The organism is Streptomyces sp. NBC_00846 (assembly GCF_045207325.1).
Taxonomy (GTDB): Bacteria; Actinomycetota; Actinomycetes; order Streptomycetales; family Streptomycetaceae; genus Streptomyces.
On sequence record NZ_CP108846.1, the window covers coordinates 4965018 to 4980926 of the forward strand.

General features: G+C 66.5%; 12 protein-coding genes. 11 read left to right on the forward strand and 1 reads right to left on the reverse strand.

The window, feature by feature from the left end; all coding sequences use genetic code 11:
* Positions 1-201 precede the first annotated feature (201 nt).
* From typA to OG936_RS23065, 6 genes are all read left to right on the forward strand, one after another.
* The gene (gene typA, locus OG936_RS23040; RefSeq protein ID WP_406497115.1) at positions 202-2073 is read left to right on the forward strand and encodes a translational GTPase TypA; all 1872 of its coding nucleotides are present in this window, start codon (positions 202-204) and stop codon (positions 2071-2073) included.
* A gap of 585 nt (positions 2074-2658) precedes the next feature.
* On the forward strand, positions 2659-4314 hold the full coding sequence (locus OG936_RS23045) for an ABC transporter substrate-binding protein (RefSeq protein WP_406497117.1): 1656 nt from the start codon (positions 2659-2661) through the stop codon (positions 4312-4314).
* A gap of 183 nt (positions 4315-4497) precedes the next feature.
* The gene (locus OG936_RS23050) at positions 4498-5424 is read left to right on the forward strand and encodes an ABC transporter permease (protein WP_406497119.1); all 927 of its coding nucleotides are present in this window, start codon (positions 4498-4500) and stop codon (positions 5422-5424) included.
* 33 nt (positions 5425-5457) lie between these two features.
* Entirely contained in the window at positions 5458-6381 is a 924-nt protein-coding gene (locus tag OG936_RS23055) for an ABC transporter permease (protein WP_406497121.1), read from the forward strand.
* A 51-nt stretch (positions 6382-6432) separates the two neighbouring features.
* Positions 6433-7479 carry an ABC transporter ATP-binding protein gene (locus OG936_RS23060; RefSeq protein ID WP_406497123.1) on the forward strand — a complete coding sequence of 349 codons (1047 nt, stop codon included), beginning with the start codon at positions 6433-6435 and terminating at the stop codon, positions 7477-7479.
* Positions 7472-8617 carry an ABC transporter ATP-binding protein gene (locus OG936_RS23065; protein ID WP_406497124.1) on the forward strand — a complete coding sequence of 382 codons (1146 nt, stop codon included), beginning with the start codon at positions 7472-7474 and terminating at the stop codon, positions 8615-8617. The genes OG936_RS23060 and OG936_RS23065 overlap by 8 nt, the downstream gene beginning before the upstream one ends.
* A gap of 120 nt (positions 8618-8737) precedes the next feature.
* On the opposite strand, the gene OG936_RS23070 is transcribed toward OG936_RS23065, so the two are convergent.
* Entirely contained in the window at positions 8738-9274 is a 537-nt protein-coding gene (locus OG936_RS23070) for a hypothetical protein (RefSeq protein ID WP_406497125.1), read from the reverse strand.
* A 589-nt stretch (positions 9275-9863) separates the two neighbouring features.
* Between OG936_RS23070 and OG936_RS23075 the strand changes: the two genes are divergently transcribed.
* The 5 genes from OG936_RS23075 (at position 9864) to OG936_RS23095 (ending at position 15727) form a co-directional block, all read left to right on the forward strand.
* Positions 9864-11501, forward strand: coding sequence for an ABC transporter substrate-binding protein (locus OG936_RS23075; protein WP_406497127.1), 1638 nt, complete (start codon positions 9864-9866; stop codon positions 11499-11501).
* 119 nt (positions 11502-11620) lie between these two features.
* Entirely contained in the window at positions 11621-12544 is a 924-nt protein-coding gene (locus OG936_RS23080; protein ID WP_406497129.1) for an ABC transporter permease, read from the forward strand.
* The gene (locus OG936_RS23085; protein ID WP_406497131.1) at positions 12537-13511 is read left to right on the forward strand and encodes an ABC transporter permease; all 975 of its coding nucleotides are present in this window, start codon (positions 12537-12539) and stop codon (positions 13509-13511) included. The genes OG936_RS23080 and OG936_RS23085 overlap by 8 nt, the downstream gene beginning before the upstream one ends.
* Positions 13512-13524: 13 nt before the next feature.
* On the forward strand, positions 13525-14502 hold the full coding sequence (locus OG936_RS23090) for an ABC transporter ATP-binding protein (protein ID WP_406497132.1): 978 nt from the start codon (positions 13525-13527) through the stop codon (positions 14500-14502).
* On the forward strand, positions 14492-15727 hold the full coding sequence (locus OG936_RS23095; protein ID WP_406497134.1) for an ABC transporter ATP-binding protein: 1236 nt from the start codon (positions 14492-14494) through the stop codon (positions 15725-15727). The genes OG936_RS23090 and OG936_RS23095 overlap by 11 nt, the downstream gene beginning before the upstream one ends.
* The last annotated feature ends 182 nt before the right edge of the window (positions 15728-15909 follow it).

Consider the following 15909-nt stretch of genomic DNA (forward strand, 5'->3'; position numbering starts at 1 on the left):
GGCGGGCGACGAGGTAGGAACGGCCGAATTCCGGTTGAAGAGTGGCTGAAGAGCGGTCTCGCGGATCGGGCCGGGAAGCCCCGGACGCGCCAGCCCCGTACCATGGGGGTAGCCGTGGCGCGTCCGCCCGGCGGGCGTACGAGGACCCGAGAGCGACTGAGACGCCTGATCCCACGATCCGAGAGAAGCGCAAGCCACCCAATGCCCACGCGCCACGACATCCGTAACGTAGCCATCGTCGCCCACGTCGACCACGGCAAGACCACGCTGGTCGACGCCATGCTGAGGCAGGCCGGCGTCTTCGCCGCGCACGCCGCCGAGAACCTCGACGAACGCATGATGGACTCGAACGACCTGGAGCGTGAGAAGGGCATCACGATCCTCGCCAAGAACACGGCGGTGAAGTATCACCCCAAGGACGGCGGGGACCCGATCACGATCAACATCATCGACACCCCCGGCCACGCCGACTTCGGCGGCGAGGTCGAGCGCGGTCTGTCGATGGTGGACGCGGTCGTGCTGCTCGTCGACGCCTCCGAGGGCCCGCTCCCGCAGACCCGCTTCGTGCTGCGCAAGGCGCTCTCCGCGAAGATGCCGGTGATCCTCTGCATCAACAAGACGGACCGCCCCGACTCCCGGATCGCCGAGGTCGTCGACGAGACGTACGACCTGTTCCTGGACCTGGACGCGGACGAGGACCAGATCGAGTTCCCGATCGTCTACGCCTGCGCCCGTGACGGCGTCGCCTCGCTGACCAAGCCCGAGGACGGCACCGTCCCGCCGGACAGCGACAGCCTGGAGCCGTTCTTCTCCACGATCCTGTCGCACGTCCCGGCCCCGGAGTACGACGACGAGGCCCCGCTGCAGGCCCACGTCACCAACCTGGACGCGGACAACTTCCTCGGCCGTATCGCGCTCTGCCGCGTCGAGCAGGGCGAGCTGCGCAAGGGCCAGACCGTAGCCTGGATCAAGCGCGACGGCACGATGTCCAACGTCCGCATCACCGAGCTCATGATGACCGAGGCGCTCACCCGCAAGCCGGCCGATAAGGCGGGCCCGGGCGACATCTGCGCCATCGCCGGTATCCCGGACATCATGATCGGCGAGACCCTGGCCGACCCCGAGAACCCGATCGCGCTGCCGCTGATCACGGTCGACGAGCCGGCCATCTCGATGACCATCGGTACGAACACCTCGCCGCTCGTCGGCAAGGGCGGCAAGGGCCACAAGGTCACCGCCCGCCAGGTGAAGGACCGCCTCGACCGCGAGCTGATCGGTAACGTCTCGCTCCGCGTCCTGGACACCGAGCGCCCCGACGCCTGGGAGGTCCAGGGCCGCGGTGAGCTCGCGCTGGCCATCCTCGTCGAGCAGATGCGCCGTGAGGGCTTCGAGCTCACGGTCGGCAAGCCGGAGGTCGTCACCAAGCAGGTCGACGGCAAGACGCACGAGCCGATCGAGCGCATGACGATCGACTCCCCCGAGGAGCACCTCGGCGCGATCACGCAGCTGATGGCGACCCGCAAGGGCCGTATGGAGACCATGACGAACCACGGTTCGGGCTGGGTCCGCATGGAGTGGATCGTCCCGTCCCGCGGCCTCATCGGCTTCCGTACGGAGTTCCTGACGCAGACCCGCGGCACGGGCATCGCGCACTCCATCTTCGAGGGCCACGAGCCGTGGTTCGGCGAGCTGCGCACCCGTCACAACGGCTCGCTGGTCGCCGACCGCGCGGGCTCCGTGACGCCGTTCGCGATGGTCAACCTCCAGGAGCGCGGTGTCATCTTCACCGAGGCCGGCACCGAGGTCTACGAGGGCATGATCGTCGGCGAGAACTCCCGCGCCGACGACATGGACGTGAACATCACCAAGGAGAAGAAGCTCACCAACATGCGTGCGGCTTCCGCGGACACCACGGAGAACGTGGTGCCGGCCCGCAAGCTCTCCCTGGAGCAGTCCCTGGAGTTCTGCCGCGAGGACGAGTGCATCGAGGTGACCCCGGAGACGATCCGTATCCGCAAGGTCGTCCTGGACCAGAAGGAGCGCGGCCGCGCCGCGTCGCGCGCCAAGCGCTGACCCGCGCACCCGCGCCCGGTCACTCGAGGCCCGGCCTCCCGCACGCACTGTGCGGGAGGCCGGGCCTCTGCGGTGAGGCAGGAGCGTCACCGCGACGGATGCGCTCACGAGGACGGTCCTGTAACGGTTCTACGCGGGTAGGCTCCCGTGCGTCGGGGTACTGGCAGGGATACCCGTGGGACCGGGGCACCGAGTGGATCGAGCAGGCGCACAGGCACGGTGATGTGAGCGCGCCGCCCCTCGGATGCGCAACCCGTATTCCTGAGCCGAGCGTCCGGTTATCGGGCGTCGCTCTCCGGAACATGTGTTAACGGTCCGTTTCGGGGGTGTCTGTCTGGGATCGCTTTGTCCGTATTTCGGGTCTACGTGTGCGATTGATGTTGTCAAAACGAGACCCTTTAACTGTGGTTTACAGCCCGGCTGTCCTTAATAGTTGGCTCGATGAGCTCGGGTCAATGGGTCACGCACTGTGGGGAGTGCCGACTCACGAGCACACTCGGGTACTTGGGTGTCATTGCCGTCAGGGGTGTCGGCGAACGGCCAAGGCCCTTCTTTTAGATCAGTGGACTCATGAGGAGGAAACCCATGCGTGGTGCCAAGAGCGCCAAGTGGGTCGCGGGGGCGGCAATCATTGCGCTGGCTGCGACGGCCTGTGGTGGTAACGACGACAACGCCGACAAGGGGAAGGACGGCGGCTCCGGCAAGGCCGGCGGTACGTTCCGTCTGGGCATCACCGAGCCGGTGGCGATCGACCCGTACAACGCCCAGGAGTCCGAGGGCATCCTGGTCACGGACAACCTCTTCTCGGGTCTGTACGAGCCCTCGGCCGACGGTCAGGTCGTCCCGGTGCTCGCCGAGTCGAAGCAGGTCAGCGACGACGGCAAGACCTGGACCTTCAAGATCAAGGCCGGCACCAAGTTCAGCAACGGCGAAGTGGTGGACGCCGAGTCCTTCATCCGCGGCTGGAACCGTGTCGCGCAGAAGAAGGCCGCTTCCGACGTGGCCTACCACATGGCCGGCATCGCGGGCTTCGCGGACGTGCAGGGCGGCAAGGCGGACAAGATGTCCGGCCTGAGCGCTCCGGACGCGAACACGCTTGAGGTCAAGCTCGCCGAGCCGGACTTCGAGTTCGACACCAAGACGACCCACACCGTGTTCAGCCCGGTGCCGAAGGTCGCCGGTGACGCCAAGAACGCGGCCTACAACACGGCTCCCATCGGTAACGGCCCCTTCAAGATGGAGGGCAAGTGGGAGCACAACAAGAAGATCACGCTCGTCCGTAACGACGACTACGGCCTGACGAAGACGAAGCTCGACAAGGTCGAGATCTCGATCCTCAACTCCCAGAACGGCACGACCCTGGAGTACCAGGGCTTCCAGTCGGGCCAGTTCGACTGGGCGCGTATGCCCACCCCGCAGCTCGCCCCGGCCAAGGCCAAGTACGAGCCGCAGGGTCAGTGGCTGGAGCTCGACACCAACGGCATGAACTACCTCCTGCCGATCCACGACAACGGTCCGCTGAAGTCGGCGAAGGCCCGTGAGGCCGTGTCGTACGCGATCGACCGGGACGCCATCATCAAGGGCGTCTTCCAGAACATGCAGACCAAGTCGACGACGATCCTGCCGCCGGTCTTCAAGGACGTCTACACCAAGGACCTCTGCACCTCCTGCGTCAAGCAGGACAAGGAGAAGGCCAAGGCCCTGGCGAAGGAGGCCGGTCTCAAGCCCGGTACCACCATCGACATCGGCTACAACACCGGTGCGGGCCACGAGGAGTGGATCCAGGCCGTCGCCCAGCAGCTGGAGGACGTCCTCGGCGTCAAGGTGAAGGCGACGGGCAAGCCCTTCGCCGAGCTCCTCGCCGACCAGCAGAAGCCGAAGGCCACGGGCGCCTACCGCTTCGCGTGGGGCGCGGACTACCCGACGCCGGACAACTTCCTGTTCCCGCTGCTGTCCACCGCGTCCATCAACAAGGACGCGTCGGGCAAGGTCACCGGTGACAACCGTGGCCGTTACAGCAACAAGAAGTTCGACGAGCTGCTCGCCAAGGCCCGCGGCACCAAGGACGCCGCTGCCCGCAACGAGATCTACAAGCAGGCCGAGAAGGTCGCCATGGACGACGTGGCGCTCATCCCGCTGTGGAACCGTACGCAGCTGCGTCTCGTCAACACCAAGAAGTTCGCGGACGTCAAGATGGACTTCCATGAGAACCCGAACCTCGCCGAGCTCAGCCTGAAGTAGCCGGTCGCCGCGCGAGAGCGGCACCGAATTGGGGGCCGTGGTGCTGAGCATGCGCTCAACGCCACGGCCCCTGATGGCCGTCGGGAGTGGTGCGATCCACCGCCCCGCCCCCCAAACCCCACCCCCCCGCATCCGGGGCGAGGGCACTGCTCTGGTAGGCGCAGTGAGGTAGAGAGGTAAGTCATGGGAAGGTATGTGGTCCGTCGGCTGGGCCAGTTGGTCGTGGTCGTCCTGGGCGCGACCCTGGTGTTGTTCGCCTGTCTGTTCGTGTTTCCGGGCGATCCGGTCGGACAGATCGCGGGCAGCGACAAGGCGCGTGATCCGGCTGTCATCGAGCAGCTCCACAAGCAGTACGGCCTGGACAAGCCGTTGGTCGTGCAGTACGGCACCTACGTCGGCAAGCTCGCCACCGGTGACCTGGGCCAGGACTACACCCAGGGGCGTCCGGTCACCGAGATCCTGGCGCCGAAGCTGGCCAACACCGCGAAGCTGGCCGTCGTCGCGATCGTCTTCGACGTGTTCATCGGTATCGCGGCCGGTGTGATCGCCGCGATGCGCAGATATTCCGTCTGGGACATGACGGTCACCTTCACGACCACCCTGGCTATCGGCGTACCCTCCATCGTGCTCGGCATGATCATGCAGTGGGTCTTCGTGATCCAGCTGGGATGGTTCCCGCTCATCTCCGACGGCACCGTCAGATCACTGATCCTGCCCGCGTTCACGCTGGCGATCATCGACGCCGCTCTGGTGGCGCAGATCGCCCGGAGCACCATGCTCGAAGTGATGGGTGCCGACTACGTCAAGACCGCGGTGGCCAAGGGGCTTCCCCGCGCCACGGTTCTTTTCCGGCACATCATGCGCAACTCCGTGATCCCGGTGGTCACCTACGTGGGTATCTCGTTCGGAACGCTGCTCGGCGGCGCGATGATCACCGAGACGATCTTCAACTGGGACGGCATCGGGCTGGCGCTGGTCAACGCGATCCAGCAGAACAACAACCCCATCATCGTGGGGGTCGTGACGATCAGTGTGGCGGTCTTCGTCGTACTGAACCTGATCGTCGATCTGCTCTACGCCGCCCTTGACCCGCGTATCCGCCTCGCCTGATCCGGCCGAGTCGTCCGAAATAGGAGTTACACCATGACTGAACTCGTCACGGGCAAGGAGGGGCCGGCGGTGGCCGATCCCGGCATAGCGACGGCGGGCGCCGAACCCGCCGTAGCGCGGGTGAGCCAGTGGGCCGACATCCGGGCCCGCTTCCTCGCCAACAAGCTCGCTGTCGTCGGTCTCGTCATCGTCCTCGCCCTGGTCCTGGTCGCGATCTTCGCGCCGCTCCTGGCGCCGTTCGATCCGCTCAAGCAGGACCTCACCAACACCCTTCAGGCGCCGGGCGGCGAGCATCTGCTCGGGACCGACGCGCTCGGCCGCGATCAGCTGTCGCGTCTCATCTACGGCAGCCGGATCGCCATGATCGTCGGTATGGCGTCGATCCTCCTGGCCTGCACGATCGGTATCATCCTGGGTGCCGTGGCCGGTTACTTCGGCCGCTGGGTCGACTCGGTGATCATGCGTGTCGCGGATGTCTTCTTCGCGTTCCCGCTGCTCATCGGTGCCATCGTCGTCATTCTGCTGATGGGCCGTGGAGTGCTGCCCGTCGTGCTGTCGCTGGGTATTTTCTCCTGGGCCACCTTCGCCCGCCTGCTGCGCAGCCAGATCCTCTCGGTGCGTGAGATGGACTATGTGCACGCCGCCCGGGCACTGGGCGCGAGCGGGTTCCGGATCATCCGTCAGCACATCCTGCCCAACTCGCTGACGGCCGTGCTGGTCTACGCGACCAGCAACGTCGGTATCGCCATCGTGGCCGAGGCATCCCTTTCCTACCTCGGCGTCGGTGTACCGCCGGAGGTCGCCGAGTGGGGCAACATGGTCGCGGCCGGCCGGAACTTCATGGGAGTCAAGGACTTCCTGTGGACGTACCCGAGCCTCGCCATCGTCGTCACCGCGCTCGGCTTCGTCCTGCTGGGCAACGGTCTGCGCGACGCACTCGACCCGAAGCTCCGGTGAGGCACCGCGATGAGTGCAAGCAAGCTGAGCAAGCAAGCCGAAGGTGATGACATGACCAGCGCCGAGACAGCCGGCGTCGGCAGCGGACCGGCCGAGGCCGCACCGCTGCTCGAAGTCCGGGACCTCCACGTGGAGTTCAAGGTCCGCGACACCGTGACCAAGGCGGTCAACGGTGTCAGCTACAGCGTGAACGCGGGCGAGACCCTCGCCGTGCTCGGTGAGTCCGGATCGGGCAAGTCCGTCACCGCGCAAGCGATCATGGGCATTCTGGACAGTCCGCCCGGTCGCATCGCGGGTGGCGAGATCTTCTTCCGTGGCCAGGAGATCCTGTCCATGCCGGAGAGTGAGCGCCGCAAACTGCGCGGTGCGAAGATGGCGATGATCTTCCAGGACGCGCTGTCCTCGCTCAACCCGGTTCTCTCCGTGGGCTTCCAGCTCGGTGAGATGTTCCGGGCGCACCTCGGCATGTCCCGCAAGGACGCCAAGGCCAGGGCCATCGAGATGATGGACCGGGTGCGCATTCCGGCCGCGAAGCAGCGCGTCGGGGACTACCCCCACGAGTTCTCCGGCGGTATGCGCCAGCGCATCATGATCGCCATGGCGCTCGCCCTGGAGCCGGACCTGATCATCGCGGACGAGCCGACCACCGCGCTCGACGTGACGGTGCAGGCGCAGGTGATGGAGCTCCTCGCGGAGCTCCAGCGCGAGCTCGACATGGGTCTGATCCTGATCACCCACGACCTGGGTGTGGTGGCGGACGTCGCCGACAAGATCGCCGTGATGTACGCGGGCCGGATCGTCGAGAACTCCCCGGTCCACGAGATCTACAAGCGCCCCGCCCACCCGTACACCAAGGGACTGCTCCAGTCGATCCCGCGCCTGGACCACAAGGGCCAGGACCTGTACGCGATTCAGGGCCTCCCGCCCAACCTGCAGAACATCCCGGCGGGCTGTGCGTTCAACCCGCGCTGCTCCGCCGCGCAGGACATCTGCCGTACGGACATTCCGGTGCTCAGCCCGGTGACCGAGCAGGACGGCACCGAGCTGGTCGGCCGCGGCAGCGCCTGCCACTTCTGGAAGGAGACGATCCATGGCTGACATGAAGAAGGAGTCCGTGGACGCCACCCCGAACGTCACCGAAGTGGAGACGGTCGACGCATCCACCGAGGCGGCGGCCGTGGCCGCCATCGAGGCGCCGGTCTCGAAGGGCGAGCCGATTCTCCAGGTGCGCAATCTGGTCAAGCACTTCCCGCTGACCCAGGGCATCCTGTTCAAGAAGCAGATCGGCGCCGTCAAGGCGGTCGACGGGATCTCCTTCGACCTGCACCAGGGCGAGACGCTGGGTATCGTCGGCGAGTCCGGCTGTGGCAAGTCCACCGTCGCCAAGCTCCTGATGATGCTGGAGACGGCGACGGCCGGCGAGGTCTTCTACAAGGGCCAGGACATCACCAAGCTGTCCGGGCAAGCGCTGAAGGCGGTCCGCCGGAACATCCAGATGGTGTTCCAGGACCCGTACACCTCGTTGAACCCCCGGATGACGGTCGGTGACATCATCGGGGAGCCCTTCGACATCCACCCCGAGGTGGCCCCGAAGGGCGACCGGCGCCGCAAGGTGCAGGATCTGCTGGATGTGGTCGGTCTCAACCCCGAGTACATCAACCGCTATCCGCACCAGTTCTCCGGCGGTCAGCGCCAGCGCATCGGCATCGCCCGCGGCCTCGCGCTCCAGCCCGAGATCATCATCTGCGACGAGCCGGTGTCGGCCCTGGACGTTTCCGTCCAGGCACAGGTCATCAACCTGATGGAGAAGCTGCAGGACGAGTTCAACCTCTCCTACCTCTTCATCGCGCACGACCTGTCGATCGTCCGGCACATCTCCGACCGGGTCGGCGTCATGTACCTCGGCAAGATGGCCGAGATCGGTACGGACACGCAGATCTACGACCACCCGACGCACCCCTACACCCAGGCGTTGCTGTCGGCGGTACCGGTTCCGGACCCGGAGGCCCGCGAGGGCCGCGAGCGGATCGTTCTCGTCGGTGACGTTCCGTCGCCCGCGAATCCGCCCTCGGGCTGCCGCTTCCGCACCCGTTGCTGGAAGGCCGAGGACAAGTGCGCCACGGAGGTGCCGCTGCTGGCGGTCCCCGAGCGTTTCAAGGGCTCGGACACGCCGGCCGCGCACGAGTCGGCATGCCACTTCGCCGAGGAGAAGGACATCGTCGGCGCGGCGTCATGATGTCCGCCCCGACATGAGTCGGAAGGCCCGGAACCGTTTGTTCGGTTCCGGGCCTTCCGGCGTTCACGTACTGTCACCCTCCGCGTTATGACAGTGCGTCATGTACTGGTAGTGGTCCGACTACCGGTACTGAATGCCCCACAGGTTGCTGTTCTTCTTGACCGGCGCCACGTTGTTGCTCTTTTTCCAGACCTTGTCCTTCTTGCAGGTGCCGCCGCTCTTGGGGACCCACCTGTACTTGGTGACGCTGAAGCCCTTCGCCTCGTGCTGCATCATGAGGCGGCCCATGGTCTTGCCCTTCTTCTTCTGGACCGTGGCCGAGTAGGACCAGGTGTCGGACTTCGACCACGACTTGCCGAGGGAAACGCTGAACGAGGTCGACGCCTTGGCGAAGATGACGCCCGCCTCGGCACCGACGGTCGCCGTGCCCGTCGCGGTCCAGGTGCCTGTTCTGTTCTTGGTGTAGCCGAGGGTCACGCCCGGCTTGCCCCAGTCGCTGTGGATGTTGGTGTTCACCCAGACGGTCTTCTTGTCGCCGATGGAGTAGAACGCCGGACCGTCGCATATGGCGCCCGCGGAGGCGGGCGCGGCGGTCGCGCCGACGAGGCCGGCACCGAGCAGGGCGGTGGATGCGAGAGTGGCTATGGCACGCTTCACGCGGATTCTCCAGGTTGATTGCGGTTCGGTGTGCTGCAAGCCCTAACCCTTCTCTCAACTCGCTTGCGACGAAAGTGATTTGAGGGACCTTTGAGCTTCTTATGCCGGATGTGAGGGGCGACCTGCGGGTGGGCGGCCGTGAGGGCTCCCGGAACCAATCGCTCCGGGGGCTGTTCTATGCATTCAGGGCTCATGTCCAGGTTTCGGATGTCGTGGGCCGTCCGGGTCACTCGGAGGTGGCCGCCGTTTTGCAGACGAGTCCCTTTCACGATGGTCCATCCGGTGGCTCTTGTGAGAGATGCACACGTACGGGCGAAGTTAGGGTGCATTTGTAGTGCTCCGGGGCGATATTTGGCTCTAACGACCTCACCCGCGACAGAGAGTGGATCAGTGAGCGGCGTCATGCGGCTTCGAATCCGAGGCGGAGGAGGGAAGCGACGCGAGGGGGGTCCTCCCGCGCGAGCAGGTTCGAGCGTGGGGGAGTCGTTGACCGACGACAACGCCGGAGGCGGAGTCGCAGGGCGTCGGGAGCCCGCTCTCTGTCGCGGGTGAGGTCGTAAGTGTGAGGAAGACCTAAAGGAGGCACTCCATGCGCGGAGCCACACAGGCCAAGTGGGCCGCATGTGCGGTGGCCGTCGCCCTGGCGGCGACGGCCTGTGGCGGCGGGGGCGGCGGCGGTGGTGGCGGTGGCGGTGGGGCCAATGGAATCGTGAGTTCCTCCTGGGGCGACCCGCAGAACCCCCTCGAACCCGCGAACACCAACGAGGTGCAGGGCGGCAAGGTCCTCGACATGATCTTCCGGGGACTCAAGAGGTACGACCCGAAGACCGGCGCGGCCATGAACATGCTCGCCGAGAAGATCGACACCAAGGACAACCAGAACTTCACGATCACCGTGAAGGACGGCTGGACCTTCAGCAACGGCGAGAAGATCACCGCGAAGTCGTTCGTGGACGCGTGGAACTACGGCGCCCTGCTGAAGAACCATCAGAAGAACGCGTACTTCTTCGGTTACATCGACGGATACGACAAGGTCCACCCGGCGACCGGCAGCGCTTCCGCGAACACGCTCTCCGGCCTCAAGCTCGTCAACGACAAGACCTTCACCGTCAAGCTGATGCAGAAGTTCTCGCTGTGGCCCGACACCCTCGGCTACCCGGCCTTCGCCCCGCTGCCCAAGGCCTTCTTCACCGACCACGCCGCCTGGGTGTCCAAGCCGATCGGCAATGGCCCGTACACCATCGACAAGTACACCAAGGGCTCGTCGATGAACCTGCGCAAGTGGGACAAGTACCCCGGGGACGACAAGGCGCAGAACGGCGGCATCGACCTCAAGGTCTACACCGACAACAACACCGCCTACACCGACCTGACGGCAGGCAACCTCGACCTCGTCGACGACGTACCCGCCTCGCAGCTGAAGAACGTCAAGGCGGACCTCGGCGACCGGTACATCAACACCCCGGCCGGCATCATCCAGACCCTCGCCTTCCCCTTCTACGACAAGAAGTGGGACACCCCCGGCGGCATCAAGGTCCGTCAGGGGCTCTCGATGGCGATCAACCGCGATCAGATCACCAGCCAGATCTTCCAGAAGACCCGCACCCCCGCCTCCGACTGGACCTCCCCGGTCCTCGGCGTGCACGGCGGCTTCAAGGAGGGGCTGTGCGGCACGCCCTGCCAGTACAACGCGGCGAACGCCAAGAAGCTGATCCAGGAGGGCGGCGGCATCCCCGGCGGCCAGCTCAAGATCTCGTACAACGCGGACACCGGCTCGCACAAGGAGTGGGTCGACGCCGTCTGCAACAGCATCAACAAGGTGATGGGCAACAACAAGGCGTGCGTCGGCGGCCCGGTCGGCACCTTCGCCGACTTCCGCAGCCAGGTCTCCCAGCAGAGGCTGAGAGGCGCCTGGCGGGCCGGCTGGCAGATGGACTACCCGCTGATCCAGAACTTCCTGCAGCCGGTGTACTACACCGACGCCTCCTCCAACGACGGCAAGTGGAGCAGCAAGAAGTTCGACGACCTCGTCAACAGGGCCAACGCCGAGTCCGACAAGGCCAAGGCCGTCTCGACCTTCCAGGACGCGGAGAAGGTCCTGGTCGAGCAGATGCCCGTCATCCCGCTCTGGTACCAGAACGGGAGCGCCGGGTACTCGGACCGGGTCTCCCATGTGTCGCTGAACCAGTTCAGCGTCCCGGTGTACGAGCAGATCAAGGTCAAGTGACCCGTTGAGGCCGGGTGGCCGGTGCCAGGAACGAACGCACCGGCCACCCGGCTTCCGCATCCCCTCGGCGCGTCACTCCCCGGCCCGAGCCTCCGCCCCCGCGACCCCCGGAGCCCTTCATGGGACGTTATGTGATCCGGCGGCTGCTGCAGATGATCCCGGTCTTCTTCGGCGCCACGCTGTTGATCTTCCTCATGGTGAACGTGATGGGCGACCCCATCGCGGGCCTCTGCGGCGAACGCCAGTGCGACCCGGCGACCGCAGCCCAACTCCGGTCGGAATTCGGCCTCGACAAGCCGGTCTGGCAGCAATACGCCACCTACATGGGCAACGTCTTCACCGGCGACTTCGGCACCGCGTTCAACGGGCAGAAGGTCACCGAGCTGATGGGCAGCGCCTTCCCCGTCACCATCCGGCTCACCGTCGTCGCGATCGTCTTCGAAGTCGTCATCGGCATCAGCCTCGGCGTCGTCACCGGTCTGCGCCGGGGCCGCCCCATCGACACCACCGTGCTCATCCTCACCCTGGTCGTCATCTCCGTCCCGACCTTCGTCACCGGTCTGCTGCTCCAGCTCCTCCTCGGAGTGGAGTGGGGCGCCATCAAACCGTCCGTCTCACCGGAGGCGCCCTTCAACGAGCTCCTCATCCCGGGACTCGTCCTCGCCTCGGTCTCCCTGGCGTACGTCACCCGGCTCACCCGGACCTCGATCGCCGAGAACGCCCGTGCCGACTACGTCCGTACCGCCGTCGCCAAGGGACTGCCCAGGCGCCGCGTCGTCATCCGGCATCTGCTGCGCAACTCGCTGATCCCCGTCGTCACCTTCATCGGTACGGACGTGGGCGCCCTGATGGGCGGGGCGATCGTCACCGAGCGGATCTTCAACATCCACGGCGTCGGCTACCAGCTCTACCAGGGCATCCTGCGCCAGAACTCCCAGACCGTCGTCGGGTTCGTCACCATTCTGGTCCTCGTGTTCCTGGCGGCGAACCTGATCGTCGACCTGCTGTACGCCGTTCTCGACCCGAGGATCCGCTATGCCTGAGCAGACACCGGACGAGGCGATCTCACCGGCCGGCGCGGGAGGCGTCATGGACCTGGCACTGGAGGAGGGCGCGACCCTCGAGAAGACGCCGGGCGGCCCCGAGGGCACCGGCCCCGCCGAGAAGCCGCGCAGTCTGTGGTCCGACGCCTGGCGGGACCTGCGCCGCAACCCGGTCTTCATCATCTCCGCGCTGATCATCCTCTTCCTGGTGATCATCTCGATCTGGCCGTCGCTGATCGCCGATCAGGACCCCCTGAACTGCAACCTGGGCAAGGCCCAGGAGGGCTCCCAGCCCGGCCACCCCTTCGGCTTCGACGGACAGGGCTGCGACGTCTACACCCGTACCGTCTACGGCGCCAGGAACTCCGTCACCGTCGGCGTCTGCGCCACCCTGTGCGTCACCCTGCTCGGCGGCTTCCTCGGCGGCCTGGCCGGATTCTTCGGCGGCTGGTGGGACTCCGTGCTCTCCCGCCTCACCGATGTCTTCTTCGGCATCCCCGTCGTCCTCGGCGGCCTGGTCTTCCTCTCCGTCGTCACCAGCTCCACCGTCTGGCCGGTGATCGGCTTCATCGTGCTGCTGGGCTGGCCGCAGATCGCCCGCATCGCCCGAGGCTCCGTGATCACGGCCAAACAGAACGACTACGTACAGGCGGCCCGCGCGCTCGGCGCCTCCAACGCGCGGATGATGCTGCGCCACATCACCCCGAACGCCATCGCGCCGGTGATCGTCGTCGCGACCATCGCGCTCGGTACGTACATCTCGCTGGAGGCGACCCTCTCGTTCCTCGGCGTCGGCCTGAAACCGCCGGCCGTCTCCTGGGGCATCGACATCTCCGCCGCCTCCCAGTACATCCGCAACGCCCCGCACATGCTGCTCTGGCCCGCCGGAGCGCTGGCGGTCACCGTGCTCGCGTTCATCATGCTCGGCGACGCGGTGCGCGACGCCCTCGACCCCAAGCTGCGCTGAGGAGCCCGCTGCCATGTTGCTCGAAGTGCGCGATCTGCACGTGGAGTTCCACACCCGCGACGGGGTGGCCAAAGCCGTCAACGGGGTCAACTACTCGGTGGCCGAGGGCGAGACGCTGGCCGTACTCGGCGAATCCGGCTCCGGCAAGTCGGTCACCGCGCAGGCCGTCATGGGCATCCTCGACATGCCCCCCGGGAGGATCAGCGGCGGCGAGATCCTCTTCAAGGACCGCGACCTGCTGAAGATGAAGAAGGACGAGCGCCGGAAGATCCGCGGCCAGGAGATGGCCATGATCTTCCAGGACGCCCTCTCCTCCCTCAACCCCGTGCTCAGCGTGGGGGAGCAGCTCGGCGAGATGTTCGTCGTCCACCGCGGGATGTCCCACAAGGATGCCAAGCGGAAGGCTGTCGAACTGATGGACCGGGTCCGCATCCCGGCCGCGAGGGAACGCGTCGGGAACTATCCGCACCAGTTCTCCGGCGGCATGCGTCAGCGCATCATGATCGCCATGGCGATGGCGCTGGAACCCTCGCTGATCATCGCCGACGAACCCACCACAGCCCTCGACGTGACCGTCCAGGCCCAGGTGATGGACCTGCTCGCCGAGCTCCAGCGCGAACTGAACATGGGCCTGATCCTGATCACCCACGACCTCGGCGTGGTCGCGGACGTCGCCGACTACATCGCCGTGATGTACGCGGGCCGGATCGTCGAGACCGCCCCCGTCCACGAGATCTACCGGGCACCTGCCCACCCGTACACCAAGGGTCTGCTCCAGTCGATCCCGCGCCTGGACCAGAAGGGCCAGGAGCTGTACGCGATCAAGGGCCTGCCGCCCAACCTGCTGCGCATCCCGCCCGGCTGCGCCTTCCACCCGCGCTGCCCGATGGCCCAGGAGATCTGCCGGGGCGAGGTACCGCCGCTGTTCGAGGTGGCCGAGAACCGCGAGAGCGCCTGCTATTTCTGGAGGGAGACGCTCGATGCACGCTGAACAGGGGAGCTCCCGCGCGGGCGGCGAACCCATTCTGGAAGTCCGCGATCTCGTCAAGCACTACCCGTTGACCCAGGGCATCCTGATCAAGAAGCAGATCGGCGCCGTCAAGGCGGTCGACGGGGTCTCCTTCGACCTGGCGGCGGGCGAGACGCTCGGCATCGTGGGGGAGTCGGGCTGCGGCAAGTCGACCGTGGCGAGGATGCTGGTCCATCTGGAACAGCCGACGGCCGGCACGATCAAGTACAAGGGCGAGGACATCACCAAGCTGTCGGGGCGCGCCCTGAAGGCCGTGCGCCGCAACATCCAGATGGTGTTCCAGGACCCGTACACCTCCCTCAACCCCCGGATGACGGTCGGTGACATCATCGGGGAGCCGTACGAGATCCACGCCGAGGTGGCCCCGAAGGGCGACCGGCGCCGCAGGGTCCAGGACCTGCTGGACGTCGTCGGGCTCAACCCGGAGTACATCAACCGCTATCCGCACCAGTTCTCCGGCGGCCAGCGCCAGCGCATCGGCATCGCCCGCGGCCTGGCCCTGAACCCCGAGATCATCGTCGCCGACGAACCCGTCTCCGCCCTCGACGTCTCCGTACAGGCACAGGTCGTCAACCTGCTGGACCGGCTCCAGTCGGAGTTCCGGCTGAGTTACGTCTTCATCGCGCACGACCTGTCGATCGTCCGGCACATCTCCGACCGGGTCGGCGTGATGTACCTGGGCCGGATCGTCGAGATCGGCACCGACGAGCAGATCTACGACCACCCCACACATCCGTACACCCAGGCACTGCTGTCCGCCGTCCCGGTGCCGGACCCGATGGCGCGCGAGCACCGGGAGCGGATCATCCTGCACGGCGACGTCCCCTCGCCCGCCAACCCGCCCTCCGGCTGCCGCTTCCGCACCCGCTGCTGGAAGGCGCAGGAGCGGTGTGCACTGGAGGTGCCGCTGCTGGCGGTTCCGGCGGTCTTCCGGCTGACGGACACCCCGGCCACGCACGACTCGGCCTGTCACTTCGCGGAGGAGAAGCGGGTGGTGCCGCCGGAGGGGCTGCTGGAGACGCCGGGGGAGCTGCCGACGGAGCCGACGGAGGTACCGCCGGGGGAGTCGCCGGAGGAACTGCCGGGAAAGGCCGACGCGGCGGAGGAGGAGGGCGAGGCGGGATCCTCGGGCGCCGCGGGGCAGGAGGACGGGCCGTCGCCGTCCGGGAGCAGCCGGGCCCGCTGACCGCGAGCGTGTTGACGCGCGGGCAACTCGGCCGTCCCGCCTCCGATTTACGAACACGCCACGATGGTCGTGGTACGACCGTGCGGGTGCCGTGGACCGGCCGGGTGGCTTTCAAGTCCCCCCGGCCGGTTGCCCGTTCAGGCATCATCCGGGCGACCCTCTTGTCCGGCGGGCGCGGGCCG

Excerpts from the sequence above, each read along its gene's own strand:
- OG936_RS23090 (WP_406497132.1), top strand. The coding sequence starts at position 13,525 with ATGTTGCTCGAAGTGCGCGATCTGCACGTGGAGTTCCACACCCGCGAC.
- typA (WP_406497115.1), top strand. The coding sequence starts at position 202 with ATGCCCACGCGCCACGACATCCGTAACGTAGCCATCGTCGCCCACGTC.
- OG936_RS23055 (WP_406497121.1), top strand. The coding sequence starts at position 5,458 with ATGACTGAACTCGTCACGGGCAAGGAGGGGCCGGCGGTGGCCGATCCC.
- OG936_RS23065 (WP_406497124.1), top strand. The coding sequence starts at position 7,472 with ATGGCTGACATGAAGAAGGAGTCCGTGGACGCCACCCCGAACGTCACC.
- OG936_RS23095 (WP_406497134.1), top strand. The coding sequence starts at position 14,492 with ATGCACGCTGAACAGGGGAGCTCCCGCGCGGGCGGCGAACCCATTCTG.
- OG936_RS23060 (WP_406497123.1), top strand. The coding sequence starts at position 6,433 with ATGACCAGCGCCGAGACAGCCGGCGTCGGCAGCGGACCGGCCGAGGCC.
- OG936_RS23045 (WP_406497117.1), top strand. The coding sequence starts at position 2,659 with ATGCGTGGTGCCAAGAGCGCCAAGTGGGTCGCGGGGGCGGCAATCATT.
- OG936_RS23080 (WP_406497129.1), top strand. The coding sequence starts at position 11,621 with ATGGGACGTTATGTGATCCGGCGGCTGCTGCAGATGATCCCGGTCTTC.
- OG936_RS23075 (WP_406497127.1), top strand. The coding sequence starts at position 9,864 with ATGCGCGGAGCCACACAGGCCAAGTGGGCCGCATGTGCGGTGGCCGTC.
- OG936_RS23085 (WP_406497131.1), top strand. The coding sequence starts at position 12,537 with ATGCCTGAGCAGACACCGGACGAGGCGATCTCACCGGCCGGCGCGGGA.
- OG936_RS23050 (WP_406497119.1), top strand. The coding sequence starts at position 4,498 with ATGGGAAGGTATGTGGTCCGTCGGCTGGGCCAGTTGGTCGTGGTCGTC.